Source organism: Haloferax sulfurifontis ATCC BAA-897, from assembly GCF_000337835.1.
Classification (GTDB): domain Archaea; phylum Halobacteriota; class Halobacteria; order Halobacteriales; family Haloferacaceae; genus Haloferax; species Haloferax denitrificans.
The window spans coordinates 139692-153939 of the sequence record NZ_AOLM01000003.1 but is presented as its reverse complement, the minus strand read 5'-3'; the positions used below and the strand labels follow the sequence as shown (position 1 = coordinate 153939).

The following is a 14248-nucleotide window of genomic DNA, read 5'->3' as shown; positions in this document are numbered from 1 at the left end:
AAAATATTAAATCAGTTGCGTCACTCGGCTTCGACCGGGCGGCGAACCGTCGCGAAGAGCGACGTATTAACCGCGCGTTTCGACGGAACGTCGTCGATGCGAGTAGATTATACTCGTTCAGCAGATTCATAACTTTACTGCTTCGGAACGTCGTAATAAGAGCCTCCAAGCTACGGGATAGCGGAGGTGGAGAGGAGAGATGGTATCGAAAGCTACACGACAAGAGATGGAGGGGATGCTCGGCCAGGTCCCGAGTTGGATGGAGGACGTGGCAGAGTCGGCGAGCGAACACAGTTGGGGACTCTTCCGCGACCTCAATCTGGGGGAAGACACCGAACTGTCCGGGCGAGAGAAGGCGCTCATCGGCGTCGGCGTCGCGGCCGCGACTAACTGCCCGTACTGCACCTACTTCCACACCGAGGAAGCGCGGTTGAGCGGCGTCACGGACGAGGAACTCAGAGAGGCCGTCAACCTCGCCGCCGACACGAAGTACTTCTCGACGGTGCTCCACGGGAACGAGACCGACCTCGGCGATTTCAAGGCCGAAACGGACGAAATCGTCGAGTACATCACGAAACGACAGGCACCGGCGGACGACTGACGAGACGGCCGACGGAAACGGTCTCTCGCTCGATTTTTCCGTTGGCGCGGCGGGTCGGCCGCGACCGACGTGCGCCGCTCACTCGATTTTCATCATCCGACGCTCGACGCGGCCCACGCGGACTTTCGTCCACCCGCGGAGGTCGGCGTCGAGGTCGGGGTCGTCGGTGTCGACCCGGAGGACCGGAATCGCGTCGAGTTTCGACCGGGAGGCGACGACCGACACGTCACAGCGGCGAATCACCGCCGGCGAGAGCTGAGGATTTCCGCGGCCGAAGACGAACCCCTGTCCGCCGATGGGCGTGACGACGATGACGTTCTCCTCGCCGAGATTATCGAGGATTTCGGCCTCCGTCGCGTCGCGGGCGAGCACTTCGCCATCGCGGTAGACGTCGACGCCGAGCGGCGACCCGTCGATGCCCAACTCGGCTTTCACCGCGCCGACGGTGCTTCCGGGGCCGTGGACGTAGGTGACGCCCTCGGTCGCGCGGATGTCGTCGGCGACGCCCGCGGCGAGCGCCTCGACGGTGCCGCCGCCGGTCTGTTTCGACGACTGGAGGTCCTCGGCGACGGGGACGTGCGCGACCGCCCGAAGCTCCGGTCTGACCTCGCCGGCGCGGTAGTCGTCCTCGTCGATGTCCATGACCTCGCGGGCCTCGGTCCGCTCGAACGACGTGACGACGTGGGCGGCGTCCTCCGGCGAGACGGCGAACACGGAGGAGTAGACCTTCACGCCCGCGGGGACGCCGAGCATCGGCACGTCGGTCCCGTCGAGCGCCTCGGCCACGTCGGCCGCGGTGCCGTCGCCGCCGACGAACAACACGAGGTCCGCGTCGGCGGCGACGAACGCCTCGACGGCGGCGATAGTGTCGGCCGCGGTCGTCTCGTCGCCGGACGGCTCGCCGAGTACGTCGGGGTCGAAGCCGGCGTCTCGGGCGGCCGCCGCGCCCATCTCGCCGCCCCACGCGAGCAGTTCCGCCTCGGGGGCGGCCTCGAAGAGCCGGGAGAGCGCCCGCCGCGCTCGCTCGGGCGACCGCGGCTCCGCGCCGCGCGCTCTGGCCTCCGCGACTTTCCCGTCGGTTCCCTTCAGGCCGACCCGGCCGCCCATCCCCGCGACCGGGTTGACGACGACACCGATTCGCATGGCTGAACGAACCCGCGCCCGGGGGAAAAGCGACGCGGTAGCCGACGAGAGGCGACCGGGTCGCGCCCCCACGGATTCGCGGACGCTCACGCCGCGACAACTGTCGCCAGAACCTCACCGTTTAAGAACCGGACGTGGGAACTGTCACCTATGATTCCGCTATCAGCCAGCGAGCAGGTGTTGCCGACCTCGGAGACGGCCGCGACCGTGCTTCTCGTGGGTATCCTCATGACCGCCGGGTGGCTCTGGTACCTCCAGCGCTGACCCGCCGGCCGACCGACCCTATTCTTCGTACAGGTCCACGCGCGCTTCGAGCCACGCGGCCGCCGATTCGACCGCCTCCTCGTCGGCCCCGGCGAGCTTGATTCTGACGTGGTCGCCGGGGTAGCTCCCGACGGTCACGTCGAACTCGGACTGGACGGCCTCGAACCGCTCGATGAGCGAACTCTCCGGCTCCGAGGTGTGGACGAACCGGACGTGAGTCCGCTCGCCGGCGAACTCGTCGGCTACGCGGGCGAACATGGCTTTCATCTCGCCGGGGACGCCGGGGAGCACGTACACCGACCCGACGACCGCGCCGGGCGCGACGCCCTCGTCGTTCGGGAGCATCCGCGACCCCGCGGGGAGGTCGGTCGTCCCCTCCACGAGGTCGGCCGCGGAGTAGCCGCCGTTGGCCTCCAGCCACTCCTCGGCGTCGGCGTTGCGCTCCAGCGAGCGCCCGAACGCGGCCGCGACGGCCTCCATCGTCACGTCGTCGTGGGTCGGTCCCAGCCCGCCGGTGACGACGACGGCGTCGTACTCGGCGTGGTACTCGTTGACCACGCGGGCGATGTCGGCGACGCGGTCGGGGACCGTCGTCACGCGCTCGACGGAGACGCCCCGCGCCGTCAGTTCCTCACAGAGCCACGCGGCGTTCGTGTTGACGGTGTCGCCGGCGAGGAGTTCGTCCCCGACGGTGACCACGGCGACTTGCATATCCCGAGCTAGCGGGTTGCGAGGCAAAAAAGCGTTCACACCGGCGAACCGGGTCGGTCGACCGACGCCGCGACTGAAACCGTCCGTCAGCGGTCGTCGTCTTCCACGTCCAGACCGAGTTCCTGTCGGCGGTCGCGGAGCGCCTGAATCTGCCGGCGGTAGTAGAGTATCCCCGCGCCGCCGACCAGCACCGAGACGGCCGCGACGGCCGCGAAGATGCCGAGGTCGCGTTGGAGGTAGAACTGCACGACGACGTTCCCATCGGTCACCTCGTCCCACCGGATGTGGAGCCGGTCGTCGACGACTTCGGTGTCGTAGCCCGACGGCCGGACGGACCCGAATATCGGGAAGTCGACGCGGCGGTCCGCGGGCAGGACGACCTCGTAGCTCCCCTCGACGAAGACGGGAAGCGAGAACCGCTTGGGCGTCGAGGGCGAGCTAAACGCGATTTTGCCGTCGCTCTCGGCGTCCGCGGGGAGCGTGACGTTCGTAATGCGGTCGTTCTGCGTCACGTCGCCGCCGCGGGCCTTCAGTTCGGTCCCGTTGACGACGGTCCCGTTCTCGTAGCGGTAGCGGACCGCCTCGACCGAAAGCGGCGTCCGACTGCCGAAGCCGTCGAACCGGTAGAGTTCGACCGACGAGCTGTTCACCTCGTAGACAGCGCGGAACCGGCCGTTGTCCTGTACCGTGATGTGCGCGTCGGTCTCCGCGGACCACGCGTAGTCGCCGTCGGGCGCGGCGTCGAGGCGGTCGTTCGAGACGCTGGAGGTGCCGCCGAGACAGCCGGCGGTCACGAGGAGGAGGGCGAGCGCGGCGATACCGACGAGGAGTCGCCTGTTCATCGTCTTACTGGCCGATGACGCACTTCAGCTCCGACGGGAGGTACGAGCCGATGCTCGCGAGGAGGCCCGGCGGGTCGGTCTCGTCCCGGCAGACGATGCTCTGTTCGAGGAGGCCGAGGCGCTCGACCGTTACGATGTCCTTCGCGTGGCCGGCGCGGTTGACCGTCGCGCGGACCTCGCCGCGGGTCGCGCTGTTGACGTTGACGCGACCGCTCCCGCGGGTCCAGTCGTAGAGGCGGTCTATCTGCTCGTCGGCCAGCCGCGAGGGCCCCTCGTCGCCGCCGTAGACGAACGTCAGCGGCATGTGCTGGACGAGGCCGAAGCGGTCGCGAACCTGGGTCGCGGAGCCGCGGCCGAGGCCGAGTTCCTCGGTCGGGATACGGACCTCGATGCCCGCGTCGAGGACGAACCCGTCGTCGTCCCAGTGTTCGAGGGTGCCGACGTAGGTCTCGCCGGCCGACAGGTGCGGCGTGACCTCGCCCCACTCCTCGCGGAGGACGTTCCGCGCGACCGTCTCGTCGTCGCCGGAGACCGTCACGGAGATGAAGCCGTCGTCGCGGACGCCGATGTCGTACTCGACGTCGAGGTCGCCGATGTCGTTGGCGACGAGCGACGTGAGGCTGTCGAGCGCCCGCTCGCGGGCGTCACCATCGATGTAGCACTTCGTTGCGAGAACGACCATTCAGTTCGTCCCCGTCACTTCGACGTTGAGCTCGTCGCGAAGCTCTTCGATGCGTCGTTCCATCGCGTCGACGAGGTCGTCGTTGTCCATCGGTTCGAGTTGCGCGCCCGTCTCGGGGCACTGGAAGCCGTGTTCCATCGCCTCGGAGAACTCGAAGCGGATGCCGGCGGGCTCCGAGAGGTAGAACTCGTGGTTTCGCTCGTAGTCGAGACGCTCTTCGAGCGCGTCGAGGAGGCGGTACATCTCCTCTTCGAGGTTCTCGGGGATGTTCTCGTAGTGGAAGGTCCAGAGGTAGGTGAGCCAGCCGGAGTCCTCGTCGCGGACGCGACGATACGACGCGAGGTCGTTCTCGTAGAGGATAAACAGCGCGCGGCGCACGTCGTTGAGTTCGAGCCGCAGTTCCTCGGCGAGTTCCTCGTCGGTGACCTCGCCGTCCGGGGGTGCCGCCGCGACCGGCATCCCGGTTGGCCCGACCAACTCGTGGAGGTACTTCTGGATAACAGGGTCGTTCAGTAACTCCTCAAAAGCCATTGTGCGAAATGGCGTCAGGAACGCCATTAAGTCTTATTACTCCCGGACAGTGGAGAACCGCCAGCGGGCGCGCCGACGCGCCGATTACTCCTCGTCGGCCGGCACGACTTTCTTGCCCGTCGCCATCGGAACCACCCGATTTTCGGCGTCCTCCCACTCGCGGTCGAGTTCGCGCCCGTCGAACAGGCGGTCGAGGAACACCGCGAGGCCGGCGACCTCCGAGTGCGGCTGGTTCGTGACGCCGACGTTCCAGTCGGCCCCCTCGTACACCTCGAAGGGGACCTTCTCCCCGCCGACGACGACGAGAAGCGGTTCCCCGGCGTGCGCCTCGCGGATGTCGGCTTCCACGTCCTGAACGCGCTCGCCGTACATCGTGAGGTGGACGACCTTGCCCTCCCAGTTGCGGATGACGCCGTTGAGCGCCTCGGTGAGTTCGACCTCGAAGGGGCCGCCGAACCGACCCGTGATGTCCTCGACGGTCTCCATCGAGTGGCCGGCGTTGTCCGGGAGGATGACCCGGTCCGCGCCGAGCGCGCGGGCCGTCAGGCCGACGTGCGTCGTCATCCGGTCGTCGCGCCCCGGTCGGTGTCCGTACCGGAGGACACAGACCTCGGGTTCGTTGTGCATGTCTCTCCGAAGACGGCGGGGGAAAGTGGTGCTTTCGGAACGCGGGCGGCGGCGCGGGTCGCGTCGGCGGTCGCCACCGCCACCTGTCGGCGGCCCGGAGGGAAACGAACTTATCACTCGGCCGAATCATCTGTGCCATGTCGCTGGAACTCTCCGACAAGCGCGTCCTCGTGACCGGGGGCGCAGGTCTCGTCGGGTCTCACCTCGCCGCGCGCCTCTCCGAGGACAACCACGTCGTCGTCGCCGACGATCTCTCGAAGGGCGTCCGCGAGCAGGTCCCCGACGGCGTCGAGTTCGTACAGGCCGACATGACCGACGCCGACGACGTCGCCGAGGCCGTCACCGAGGACCTCGACATCGTCTTCCACTTCGCGGCCTACACCGACACGAACTACGGCAACCCCCGTCAGCTGTTCGAGGAGAACACCGAGATGACCTACAACGTCCTCGAACGGATGCAGGAGGTCGGCGTGTCGAACGTCGCCTTCACCTCCTCGTCGACCATCTACGGCGAGGCCCCGCGGCCGACCCCCGAGGACTACGCCCCCCTCGAACCCATCAGCATCTACGGCTCCTCCAAGCTCGCCGACGAGGGCCTGCTTTCGACGTTCGCCCACTCCTACGACTTCACCGTCTACATGTACCGCTTCGCCAACATCGTCGGCCCGAACCAGCGCGGCAACGTCATCCCGGACTTCATCGAGAAGCTCCTCGAAGACCCCGAGACGCTCGAAATCCTCGGCGACGGCCGCCAGGAGAAGTCCTACCTCCACGTCGAGGACTGCATCGACGCGATGTGCCACGTCGTCGAACACGCCGAGCGCGACTACAACGTCTACAACCTCGGCACGCGGACGACCACCTCGGTGACGACCATCGCCGACATCGTCGCCGACGTGCTCGACCTCGACCCCGAGTTCGAGTACACCGGCGGCGACCGCGGCTGGACCGGCGACGTGCCGAAGATGCGGCTGTCCATCGAGAAGCTCTCGGCGCTCGGCTGGGAGCCAGACGGGTCGAGCGACGAGGCCGTCCGCCGCGCCGCCGAGGAGCTCGCCGAGGAGCTTCGCGCCGAGTACGAATAACGGCGGCCGATAGCCGCGGCCGAACCCCACGACCACGGCCGTGACCCGCGGCCGACGCCCGACAGCCCGCCCCCGGAGCGAGCCACCTTTCTACCGCGACTCCCTACCCCGGAGCGTGCAGGTCGTCGGCTACGATACCGGAACCCCCGCGCTGTTCGTGAGCGCGAGCGGCGGCGTCGACTCGGTCGCGCTCGCCCCCGGCACCGAACTCGACTACCGCCTCGGCGACCGCCACTGCGCGGGCACAATCCACGACGACCGCCACGTCGCCTGCGACAACGACCGCGCGCCGTACTGTTCGGACCACCGCCACACGTGGGTCTGCGCGAAGTGCACCGGGACGTGCCTGAAAGACGAGATGGACTGCTACGAGGACCACGCGGTCTACCTCGCGGCGTTCGCCCCCGACACGTTCAAGGTCGGCGTCACCCGCGAGTGGCGGCTCGACACCCGCCTGCGCGAGCAGGGCGCGGACCGCGCGGCCCACGTCCGGACGTTCTCGGACGGCCGCGTCGCCCGCGAGTACGAGGCCGAACTGGCGACCGAGATTCCCGACCGCATCCGCGTCCCGACCAAAATCGAAGGGTTCGGCCGGTCGGTCGACGCCGCGGCGTGGGACGACCTCCTCGCCCAGTTCGACCCCATCGAGACGTTCGCGTTCGACTACGGCCTCGACCTCGACGGCTCGCCGGTCGCAGAAACCGTCGCCACGGGGACCGTCCGCGGCGTGAAGGGGCGCGTGCTCGTCCTCGACCACCGCGGGACGACCTACGCGGTGGACCTGCGCGACCTCGTCGGCCACGAACTCGGAGACGGCGGGACCGACCGCGACCTCCAGTCGAGCCTCGGCACGTTCGGGTGAGCGGTCACGAATTTCAGAGACCGTCAGCACTTTCCGGGAGGACGGCCAATTCGCTCTCATGGCTGACGACGAACCCGCAGACGAGACGCAGACGCCCGACGAGGGCGACGACGGCGAAGAGGAGAAGTCGTTCCGCGAGCGGGTCGAAGAGATTCGACAGCGCCGCGAGAAAGAGCGCGAGGAAGGCGAACGCCCCGAGCCCGAGGAGATGATGGGCGGCGGCGGCCCCGGCGGCATGGGCGGCGGCGGCAACCCCTTCGCGCAGATGATGAGCGGCATGATGGGCGGCGGCGGCCCCGGCGGTATGGGCGGCGGCGGCGGTCCCGGCGGCATGGGTGGCGGCCCCGGAAGTATGGGCGGCGGCCCGCGCGACCCCGAGCAGGGAAGCGGCAGCGACGAACAGCTCGTCCGCGAGGTCCGACAGCTCCGCGACGAGGTCCGCGACGTGAATCGCGAACTGCGCCGCATCGCCGACGCGCTCGAAGGCCGCGACTAACGCGGTTTCGCAGTCGGTCTCGCTTTTTATTTCGACGCCACTCGCTCGTAGAGCGCCGCGAGCCGGTCGACAGAGCGGTCGACGCTCACCTCGTCGCGGCGGTCGAGACACCGCGCGCTGAGCCCCTCGCGCTCGGCCAGCGCCCGCCGAATCCCGCGGCGGAAGCCGTCTAAGTCGCCGGACTCGTAGTGGTAGCCGGTCACGCCGTCGAGGACTGTGTCTTCCAGCGCGCCCTCGTTGACGCCGACGACGGGCGTCCCGCAGGCGTTGGCCTCCAGCGCGACGAGCCCCTGAGTCTCGACGGGGCTCGGGAAACAGAACACGTCGAGCGCGGAGTAAAACGCCGGCAGTTCCTCGCGGTCGAGGAAGCCGAGGAAGCGAGCGTCCACGCCGAGGTCGTCGGCGAGGGCGGTCAGCTCGTCGCGGGCGGGGCCGTCGCCGCCGAAGACGAGCGTCGCGTCGAGGTCGTCGAGGTCGGCCGCGGCGCGGACGAGTTCGCCGAGCCGCTTCTCGTAGCCGTGTCGGCCCGTGTAGCCGATGAGCGTCCCGTCGCCGAGGTCGTACCGGCGGCGGAAGTCGTCGCCCGCGACCGGTTCGAACCGCTCGACGTCGATGCCGTTCGAGAGGACGACGATTTCGGCCTCGACGCCGACCTCGTCGACGAGGCGGCGCTCGGCGTCCTCGCTCGGGACGATGACCGCGTCGGCGCGGTCGAAGAACCACCGCTCGTAGCGCTCGGCGGTGCGCTCGACGCCGCGCTCGATAGCGCCGACGGAGCTGAGGTACTCGGCGTACTCGCCGGTCGGGGTGTGGTAGGTCGCCACGAGCGGGAGGTCGCGCCGGCGGGCGAGTCGGAGCCCGGCCAGCCCGAGGCCGAACGGGGTGTGGGCGTGGACGACGTCGACGTCGTCGACGGCCCCCGGAATCCGCGGCGCGCCGATTCGAATCCCCTCGTAGAACGGGAAGGGAAGGCTTCGAACGCCGTACTCACCCGGTTCGGGGTCGTAGTCGTCGTCCGCCGGGAACACCACGTCCATGCGGCCGCCGCGGCGGTGCCACCGCTCGCGCCACGTCTGAATCGTGTAGGTGACGCCGTTGACGGTCGGCAAGTACGTGTCGGTGAACGCGGCGACCGACTGCATGGCCGTTCCTGTGACCCCGACGGGATAAACCGTTGTGACTTCTCGCTGGACTGTCGTGTGTTACCGAACCTGTCGGTCGCCGGCGTCGGCAACGTCGGATATGGAGCGGGGGTCGCCCGCGTCGGCCCGGTCGCTCAGCCTTCGAGTCGCCCGGACAGCGCGTCCTCGTACGTCTCGACGAGCCTGTCGCCGACGCGGTCGAGGCTGTGTTCGGCCGCCGTCTCGCGGGCGTTCTCGCCGAGTCGCCGCCGGAGGTCGGGGTCGCGGGCCAGCAGGTCGAGCGCCCGGCGGAACTCCGCGTCGGTCGAGCACTTCAGGCAGTCGTGGCCGTGGGTGTAGAACTCCTCGAACACCGGGATGTCGCGGAGGACGACCGCCTTCCCGCAGGCCATCGCTTCGAGGACCGCGATGCCCTGATTCTCGTTTTTCGTCGCAAAGAGGTAGACGTCGCCCGCGCCGAACGCGCCGCGGATGTCGTCTATCCAGCCGGAGAACGTGACGTTCTCCGGGGCGTGTTCGACCCAGTACCGCACCTTCTTCGAGGCGTGCGGGCCGGTGTCGTAGGGGCCGAACCACGCGAAGTCGTAGTCGGTCTCCTGCGCCAGCGTGCAGAACGTCGTCAGGCCCTTGCGCTCGAAGACGTTGCCGACGGTGAAGACGGTCATCCCGTCGAGGTCGTACTCGGCTCGGTACTCGTCGCGGAGGTCCTCGAACCCCGCCAGCGCCTCGGTGTCGACGCCGTTGGAGACGGCGCGAATCGGCGCGTCGACCGGGTAGGATTCGAGGGTTCGCTTCGTGTACTCGGACGGACAGAGCACCACGTCGGCCTGCGAGTAGAACCACTTGAGGTACTTCCCGAGGGCGGGGGCGACCGCGGTCGACCCGCGGAAGCTCTCGGCGAAGTCCTCGCGGGTGACGTGCGAGTGGAGGACGAGCGGGATGTCGTTCCGCTTGGCGTGTCTGGCCACGGCGAGCGAGCCGGGGCCGATGAGGTTGCAGTGGGCCACGTCGTAGTCGCGGACGACCCCGTCGCCCCGCAGGAGGCCCGCGGCACCCGCGGCGACCGACTCGGGCCACGGGGAGGTGACGACCTCCACGTCGGTCGTGGCGAGCGCCGCCCGCTGTTGGTCGGTGGCGGTGCCGATGCCGCTACGGTCGAGTTGCGAGGCGAACTCGAGGTAGTTCAGGACGCGCACGGTCGTCGTTTTTCGGGCCGGGGTATCACAGTACCGGCTTCGGTCCTCCGGTGTCGGTCCCGCGTCGCGGTTCGGAACGTCTTTGTCCGGGCCGCTCGCCCGAACGTGTATGAACATCGCGGAGGAGCGCATCGACCGACTCCACGCCCTCGCCCGCGAGGCGGCGAGCGACCGCGACCACGAGCGCGCCCGCGAGTACGTCCGCCTCGCCCGTCGCGTCGCGGAGCGGAACCGCTGTGGCCTCCCGAAGGCGTTCCGCCGGTTCACCTGCGACGACTGCGACGCCTACCTCCGCCCGGGCGTCAACGCCCGCGTCCGGACCCGCGCCGGCGGTCACGTCGTCGTCAGATGCGACTGCGGGGCGACGAAACGCTACCCGTACTGACCGCCCTGCGGCGATTCCGGCAGAACCGGCTCGTTCTCGCGTGTGCACGACAACCAAACGGCCGTCAAAGCCTTACTATTGAAGCCCTCCGGCACATAGTGGAGGCCACGCATGAACACGCAGGAGCTTCGAAAGGAGGCCCACGACCTCGACGTGACCGTCTGGGTAGGTAAGAGCGGAATCGAATCGGTGGTCGGCGAACTCAACGACCAGCTGGCCGACCGGAACCTCGTGAAAGCGAAGTTCCTCCGAGCGGCGCTCGGGGGGACGACGGTCGACGAGGCGGCCGATGACCTCGCCGAGCGGGTGAACGCCGAGCTGATAGAGACGAGGGGGAAGACAGCGGTTTTCCATCGATGAACGCACTTGCACTCCCGCTTCAACTGCAGGGCGACGGCGGTGCTATCGGCCGTCTCCTCACCCAGCAGAACGTCCCGTACGCCGAGACGCTCGGGACGCTCTTGGGCCTCGTTCTCGGCTTCGCCGTCGTCTACGTCGTCGGCAAGGCCGTCGTCTCGTCCGCGCTCAACCGCGTCCTCGACCGCCGCGGCGCGGACGAACACGCGAAAAAGCCCCTGATGAAAATCGCGACCCTCGTCGTGGCGTTCGTCGCGCTCGGCGCGGGGTTCGCGTTCGCCGGCCTCGGCAACATCCTGCAGTCGCTCGCCACCATCGGCGCGGCCGCGACGCTCGCAATCGGCTTCGCGATGCAGGACGTCATCGCCAACTTCGTCGCCGGCATCTTCATCTTCACCGACAAGCCGTTCCGCATCAACGACTGGATTGAATGGGACGGTAACTCCGGTGTCGTCGAAGACATCTCCTTCCGCGTGACGCGGGTTCGCACGTTCGACAACGAACTGCTCACCGTGCCGAACTCACAGCTCACTGACGGCGTCATCAAAAACCCCGTCGCGAAGGACAAACTCCGCCTGCAGGTGCCGTTCGGCATCGGCTACGACGACGACATCCAGCAGGCGACCGACATCATCCTCGACGAGGCCGAAAAGCACGACGGCATCATGACGACGCCCGAACCGTCGGTCAGACTGACCGAGCTCGGCGACTCGTCGGTCACGCTCAAGTCGCGCATCTGGATTTCCCAGCCCAGCCGCGCCGACTTCGTCAAGACCCGCGGCGAGTACGTCACCGCCGTCAAACAGCGGTTCGACGAGGAGGGAATCGACATCCCCTACCCGAACCGCACCCTCAGCGGCGAGCTCTCGGTCGGCGGGATGGACCGCCTCGCGCAGTCCAACGACTGAGAGAGACACAGCGCCGACCGCGGGACCGACCCGCGGACGTCGTCCGCGACTATTTTTCGACGCCCGACGCGCCGCTTAGAGCTCGATGCGCTCGACGAGCCTGTCGTCGGACTTCGTGTTGACCGCGACGATGCGGACGTGGTCTTCGAGGCCGGAGCCGTCGAGTTTCGCCTTCAGGAGGTTGTCGACCTGATAGACGCCGGCGGCGTTGACCATCTCGATTTCGACGAGGACGGGCGACTCTTCGCCGGGCTTCAGGACGACGTTGTTGATGGCGCGGCTGGAGAGCGTGTTGATGCCGCGGCCGCCCTTCTCGTAGGGGATGCGCGACCGGCCGCGCTCCATGTCGAGCGCGTCGGCGACGCGGATGACGCCGGCTTCGAGCGTCAGCGGGTCCTCCTCGCGGTGGTGACAGAGGATGGCGTGGAGGACTTCGGCTTTGACGCGGACCGCGTCGGCGACGCCGTAGAACTCGGGGAGGAAGCGGTCGAGCACGTCCGACGCGAGCGGAATCGAGTAGTAGGCGTGGTTGTCGCGGTGGACGATGTGGCCGATGTCGTGCAGTTGCGCCGCGAGGGCGACGATGACCGCCTCGTCGGCCTCGTCGAGCCCCTGTTCGGCCGCGCCGTTGAACTCACAGCCGCCGGCCTTGAGCAGGTCGTACAGCCGGAGCGCGCGGTTGCGGACGATTTCGATGTGCTTCGGGCCGTGGTCGTTGTAGCCCTTGCGCGTCACCGCGTTCACGTTCTGCGCTTCGAGGAGCGTCGTCACCTCTTCGTCGTCGAGGAGCGCGGGAAGCACCTCGTTGAGCTTCTCGTCGGGGAAGGCGTGGTCCGCCTCGGGGTCGTAGACGCGGCCGCCGTTGAGGGCGTCTTCAGTATCGCTCATGACCCGCAAGGTAGTCGCACGGAGAGAAAAGGACTTGGGCTCCGAATCAGGTGCGCTACCGCGTCACGCGGTGTCTCGGCTCTACGCGGCCTCGCTCGGCTCTTCGAGTTTCCCGGCGGCGGCCTCGACCGCCTCGTAGTCGGGTTCGACGCCGGGGTCGTCGCTGACCCACGCGTAGGTAACTTCGCCGTCGCCGTCCACGACGAACACCGCGCGCTTCGCCACGCGGTTGACGCCGAGCTCCGCGAAGTCCATCGCCACGTCGTAGGCGTCGACGAGTTCGCGGTTCGTGTCGCTGATGAGGCCGAAGTTGAGGCCGTTCTGCTCGGCGAACTCCGTCAGCGTGAACGGCGTGTCGATGCTGATGCCGTACACCGTCGCGCCGACGTCCTCGAAGTTGGCCATCTGGTCGCGGAAGGTGCACATCTCGGTGGTGCACGTGCCGGTGAAGGCCGCGGGGAAGAACGCGAGGACGAGCGGCGCGTCGTCGAGGTTCTCCGAGAGCGTGAACGACTCGATGTCGCCGTCGATGTCGGTGAGCGGTGCGGTGAAGTCCGGGGCGGCGTCGCCGACTGATACCATACGGGTGCCATTCGACTCCGCCCACATTATTTCACCGTCGGCGGAAATTCAGGGGGACCGCCGACGGCGGCCCGACACGGTCGCCAACAGCGGGACGAGCGAGGGCGTCCGACGACCGGCCACAAGCTTTTCGTAGGAGTGACGCGCCGAGACGCGTCGATTCGGCCGATTCGAGAGTTCCGAGGCGACGATATTCCGTCTTTCCAGAACCCGTAGAAGGCAAAAAGCCTATAATTGCCACTAGGTAACGCAGAGATAGCGATGTTCGATACCATCACCCCACTGTTCCCGGGACTCCCGGGCGGGCCCGAGCTGCTCGTCGTCCTGCTCATCGTCGTCTTGCTGTTCGGCGCCAACAAGATTCCGAAGCTCGCACGGTCCTCCGGGCAGGCCATCGGCGAGTTCCAGCGCGGCCGCGAAGAGATTGAAGACGAACTGCAGGACGTGGCGGGCGACGACGACGAAGACGACGCGACCGACGAGAGCTCGGCTGACTCGGTTTCGACCGAGTCCGCTTCGACCGAATCCTCGAAGTAAACGCGGCCCACTTTCTCTCTCTTCTGCCCGCCCCAGTGTGAACCACGCGATTTTTGACCGGTCCTGAGAGATAGCGCCGTGGGGCGTGTGGCCTAGTGGACAGGGCGAGAGGTTCCTAACCTCTCGATCGCGGGTTCGAATCCCGTCACGCCCGTGCAGTGAGGAGCGTAGCGACGAGCGAACCGGCGTGACGGGATTCGTAATCCTACGAGACGAGCGAAGCGAGTCTCGGTCCGGTTCGAATCCCGCCAGCCCTTCACTCACTTCGTTCGTTCCGCGGGCGTTCCTGAGTCCCACTCGCTCCGCTCGCGGGACTCCCGTCACGCCCGCATCCCGTCCGAAATTCCCCCGCCGTCTCGCTTTGTTTTGACCAGTTCGTCGACCGCCCCGCCGACCTACCCCCGGCAGA

Annotated in this window: 18 protein-coding genes and 1 tRNA gene; 9 read left to right on the top strand and 10 right to left on the bottom strand. The window is 67.9% G+C overall.

All coding sequences use genetic code 11. The annotated features are described in order from the left end of the window. Positions 1–226 precede the first annotated feature (226 nt). Positions 227–601, top strand: coding sequence for a carboxymuconolactone decarboxylase family protein (locus C441_RS01660; RefSeq protein ID WP_007273492.1), 375 nt, complete (start codon positions 227–229; stop codon positions 599–601). Between the two features lie 78 nt (positions 602–679). Here C441_RS01660 and C441_RS01655 read toward each other — a convergent pair whose 3' ends face one another. From C441_RS01655 to C441_RS01630, 6 genes are all read right to left on the bottom strand, one after another. Then, the gene (locus C441_RS01655; RefSeq protein ID WP_007273491.1) at positions 680–1744 is read right to left on the bottom strand and encodes an ATP-NAD kinase family protein; all 1065 of its coding nucleotides are present in this window, start codon (positions 1742–1744) and stop codon (positions 680–682) included. A 282-nt stretch (positions 1745–2026) separates the two neighbouring features. Then, positions 2027–2719, bottom strand: a complete 693-nt coding sequence (locus C441_RS01650) for a competence/damage-inducible protein A (protein WP_007273490.1) — start codon at positions 2717–2719, stop codon at positions 2027–2029. 86 nt (positions 2720–2805) lie between these two features. Beyond that, positions 2806–3561 (bottom strand): DUF5803 family protein, encoded by a 756-nt coding sequence (locus tag C441_RS01645; protein ID WP_007273489.1) that lies wholly within the window; start codon positions 3559–3561, stop codon positions 2806–2808. 4 nt (positions 3562–3565) lie between these two features. Beyond that, positions 3566–4243: a DUF2110 family protein gene (locus C441_RS01640; RefSeq protein WP_004970838.1), complete on the bottom strand. Its 678-nt coding sequence runs from the start codon at positions 4241–4243 to the stop codon at positions 3566–3568. Further along, positions 4244–4774 (bottom strand): transcription factor, encoded by a 531-nt coding sequence (locus tag C441_RS01635; RefSeq protein WP_004043767.1) that lies wholly within the window; start codon positions 4772–4774, stop codon positions 4244–4246. Between the two features lie 84 nt (positions 4775–4858). Further along, positions 4859–5401, bottom strand: coding sequence for a tRNA (cytidine(56)-2'-O)-methyltransferase (locus C441_RS01630; protein ID WP_007273488.1), 543 nt, complete (start codon positions 5399–5401; stop codon positions 4859–4861). Positions 5402–5538: 137 nt separating this feature from the next. Between C441_RS01630 and C441_RS01625 the strand changes: the two genes are divergently transcribed. From C441_RS01625 to C441_RS01615, 3 genes are all read left to right on the top strand, one after another. After that, on the top strand, positions 5539–6486 hold the full coding sequence (locus tag C441_RS01625; protein ID WP_007273487.1) for an NAD-dependent epimerase/dehydratase family protein: 948 nt from the start codon (positions 5539–5541) through the stop codon (positions 6484–6486). Positions 6487–6601: 115 nt separating this feature from the next. Beyond that, positions 6602–7348 carry a DUF2797 domain-containing protein gene (locus C441_RS01620; RefSeq protein ID WP_007273486.1) on the top strand — a complete coding sequence of 249 codons (747 nt, stop codon included), beginning with the start codon at positions 6602–6604 and terminating at the stop codon, positions 7346–7348. A gap of 58 nt (positions 7349–7406) precedes the next feature. Further along, positions 7407–7844, top strand: coding sequence for a hypothetical protein (locus tag C441_RS01615; protein WP_007273485.1), 438 nt, complete (start codon positions 7407–7409; stop codon positions 7842–7844). A gap of 26 nt (positions 7845–7870) precedes the next feature. On the opposite strand, the gene C441_RS01610 is transcribed toward C441_RS01615, so the two are convergent. After that, positions 7871–8986: a glycosyltransferase gene (locus tag C441_RS01610; RefSeq protein WP_007273484.1), complete on the bottom strand. Its 1116-nt coding sequence runs from the start codon at positions 8984–8986 to the stop codon at positions 7871–7873. A 134-nt stretch (positions 8987–9120) separates the two neighbouring features. Then, the gene (locus C441_RS01605; protein WP_007273483.1) at positions 9121–10182 is read right to left on the bottom strand and encodes a glycosyltransferase family 4 protein; all 1062 of its coding nucleotides are present in this window, start codon (positions 10180–10182) and stop codon (positions 9121–9123) included. 109 nt (positions 10183–10291) lie between these two features. Between C441_RS01605 and C441_RS01600 the strand changes: the two genes are divergently transcribed. The 3 genes from C441_RS01600 to C441_RS01590 all read left to right on the top strand — a co-directional run bounded on the left by C441_RS01600 (position 10292) and on the right by C441_RS01590 (position 11832). Continuing rightward, positions 10292–10567, top strand: a complete 276-nt coding sequence (locus tag C441_RS01600) for a ribonuclease P protein component 4 (protein WP_004970845.1) — start codon at positions 10292–10294, stop codon at positions 10565–10567. A gap of 111 nt (positions 10568–10678) precedes the next feature. After that, on the top strand, positions 10679–10927 hold the full coding sequence (locus C441_RS01595; protein WP_007273482.1) for a YhbY family RNA-binding protein: 249 nt from the start codon (positions 10679–10681) through the stop codon (positions 10925–10927). Further along, positions 10924–11832 (top strand): mechanosensitive ion channel family protein, encoded by a 909-nt coding sequence (locus C441_RS01590; protein ID WP_007273481.1) that lies wholly within the window; start codon positions 10924–10926, stop codon positions 11830–11832. The genes C441_RS01595 and C441_RS01590 overlap by 4 nt, the downstream gene beginning before the upstream one ends. Before the next feature lie 75 nt (positions 11833–11907). Here the strand turns inward: C441_RS01590 and C441_RS01585 are convergent, their stop codons facing one another. Both C441_RS01585 and C441_RS01580 read right to left on the bottom strand, forming a co-directional pair. Continuing rightward, positions 11908–12720, bottom strand: a complete 813-nt coding sequence (locus C441_RS01585; RefSeq protein ID WP_007273480.1) for an HD domain-containing protein — start codon at positions 12718–12720, stop codon at positions 11908–11910. Between the two features lie 81 nt (positions 12721–12801). Further along, positions 12802–13302 (bottom strand): redoxin domain-containing protein, encoded by a 501-nt coding sequence (locus C441_RS01580; RefSeq protein ID WP_007273479.1) that lies wholly within the window; start codon positions 13300–13302, stop codon positions 12802–12804. Positions 13303–13563: 261 nt separating this feature from the next. On the opposite strand from C441_RS01580, the gene tatA reads away from it, so the two are divergent. Together tatA and C441_RS01570 are read left to right on the top strand one after the other, a co-directional pair. Next, positions 13564–13839, top strand: coding sequence for a twin-arginine translocase TatA/TatE family subunit (gene tatA, locus C441_RS01575; RefSeq protein WP_004970850.1), 276 nt, complete (start codon positions 13564–13566; stop codon positions 13837–13839). A gap of 81 nt (positions 13840–13920) precedes the next feature. Then, a tRNA-Arg gene (locus tag C441_RS01570) sits at positions 13921–13993 on the top strand. Positions 13994–14248: the final 255 nt, after the last annotated feature.

Bases quoted from the DNA above. Each gene is read 5' to 3' on its own strand.
- C441_RS01660 (WP_007273492.1), top strand. From the start codon at position 227: ATGGAGGGGATGCTCGGCCAGGTCCCGAGTTGGATGGAGGACGTGGCA.
- C441_RS01655 (WP_007273491.1), bottom strand. From the start codon at position 1,744: ATGCGAATCGGTGTCGTCGTCAACCCGGTCGCGGGGATGGGCGGCCGG.
- C441_RS01650 (WP_007273490.1), bottom strand. From the start codon at position 2,719: ATGCAAGTCGCCGTGGTCACCGTCGGGGACGAACTCCTCGCCGGCGAC.
- C441_RS01645 (WP_007273489.1), bottom strand. From the start codon at position 3,561: ATGAACAGGCGACTCCTCGTCGGTATCGCCGCGCTCGCCCTCCTCCTC.
- C441_RS01640 (WP_004970838.1), bottom strand. From the start codon at position 4,243: ATGGTCGTTCTCGCAACGAAGTGCTACATCGATGGTGACGCCCGCGAG.
- C441_RS01635 (WP_004043767.1), bottom strand. From the start codon at position 4,774: ATGGCTTTTGAGGAGTTACTGAACGACCCTGTTATCCAGAAGTACCTC.
- C441_RS01630 (WP_007273488.1), bottom strand. From the start codon at position 5,401: ATGCACAACGAACCCGAGGTCTGTGTCCTCCGGTACGGACACCGACCG.
- C441_RS01625 (WP_007273487.1), top strand. From the start codon at position 5,539: ATGTCGCTGGAACTCTCCGACAAGCGCGTCCTCGTGACCGGGGGCGCA.
- C441_RS01615 (WP_007273485.1), top strand. From the start codon at position 7,407: ATGGCTGACGACGAACCCGCAGACGAGACGCAGACGCCCGACGAGGGC.
- C441_RS01610 (WP_007273484.1), bottom strand. From the start codon at position 8,986: ATGCAGTCGGTCGCCGCGTTCACCGACACGTACTTGCCGACCGTCAAC.
- C441_RS01600 (WP_004970845.1), top strand. From the start codon at position 10,292: ATGAACATCGCGGAGGAGCGCATCGACCGACTCCACGCCCTCGCCCGC.
- C441_RS01595 (WP_007273482.1), top strand. From the start codon at position 10,679: ATGAACACGCAGGAGCTTCGAAAGGAGGCCCACGACCTCGACGTGACC.
- C441_RS01590 (WP_007273481.1), top strand. From the start codon at position 10,924: ATGAACGCACTTGCACTCCCGCTTCAACTGCAGGGCGACGGCGGTGCT.
- C441_RS01585 (WP_007273480.1), bottom strand. From the start codon at position 12,720: ATGAGCGATACTGAAGACGCCCTCAACGGCGGCCGCGTCTACGACCCC.
- C441_RS01580 (WP_007273479.1), bottom strand. From the start codon at position 13,302: ATGGTATCAGTCGGCGACGCCGCCCCGGACTTCACCGCACCGCTCACC.
- tatA (WP_004970850.1), top strand. From the start codon at position 13,564: ATGTTCGATACCATCACCCCACTGTTCCCGGGACTCCCGGGCGGGCCC.